The sequence below is a fragment of the Synechococcus sp. R6-10 genome (assembly GCF_047461815.1).
Taxonomy (GTDB): domain Bacteria; phylum Cyanobacteriota; class Cyanobacteriia; order Thermostichales; family Thermostichaceae; genus Thermostichus.
The window spans coordinates 1-905 of the sequence record NZ_JANSHW010000240.1 but is presented as its reverse complement, the minus strand read 5'-3'; the positions used below and the strand labels follow the sequence as shown (position 1 = coordinate 905).

The 905-nt window shown below is 43.9% G+C and carries 1 pseudogene; it reads left to right on the top strand.

Features of this window, described 5'->3' with window-relative positions:
• The first annotated feature begins 124 nt into the window (after window positions 1-124).
• A pseudogene (locus tag NW837_RS07545) lies at window positions 125-880 on the top strand (IS5-like element ISSoc13 family transposase).
• The last annotated feature ends 25 nt before the right edge of the window (window positions 881-905 follow it).

The window sequence follows — 905 nt, the reverse complement described above, 5'->3', positions numbered from 1 at the left end:
GATTCCAGCAAGCCGCTACAGGCATCCCAGAGCAGCTCGATCACGTAATGGAATCCAGCCTCACCCCCGTAGGTCGTGTTGATCTTATGTTAGGATAGAGGGAATAATTTATAGAGGAAAGAGGATGAAGTTGGTTTTTTTAGATGAAAACAAATGGCAGAAGATATTGGCTTTTTTACAGACAGAAGAGAGAGTTAACATTGGGAAAGAAGCAAACTGCAAACAGTTTATTGAAGCAGTTCTTTGGATAGCCCGTTCCGGTGCTCCTTGGCGCTACCTCCCAGAAGGATATGGCAAATGGTACACCATCTATCAAAGATTCCACCGGTGGAGTCGTTTTGGAGTGTGGGAACGGATGTTCAAGTATTTTATTGACGACCCTGATTTAGAGCATCTCATTATTGATTCAACCATGGTTCGAGCGCACTCCTGTGCTGCCGGAAAAAAGGGGAGCAAGCTTTGGGGAGAAGCCGAGGCGGATACAGCACCAAGATTCATGTGAGTGTAGATGGGTTGGGAAATCCGCTGGAATTGAGAATAACTGGCGGGGAAAAGAGCGATATTACTCAAGGGGAAGAATTGATAGAGGGCTGGCAGAGAAAGGATACCAAAGTAATTGGGGATAAAGGATATGATGCGGATAAGTTGATTGAGAAGATAGGGGAAGCTCAAGCGGTTATTCCGCCTAAAAGGAATAGAAAGACGCAGCGGCATTATGACAAGCATCTGTATCAAGCATCTGTATCAAGAGAGGCATTTAATCGAATGCTTTTTTCATAAGTTAAAGCAGTATCGGCATCTATTTTCTCGTTTTGACAAATTGGCCAGGAACTTCTTGAGTTTTCTCTATCTCGTCAGTGCTCTCTTTTGGCTCAAATGAAAGATCAACACAACCTAGTTTGGAA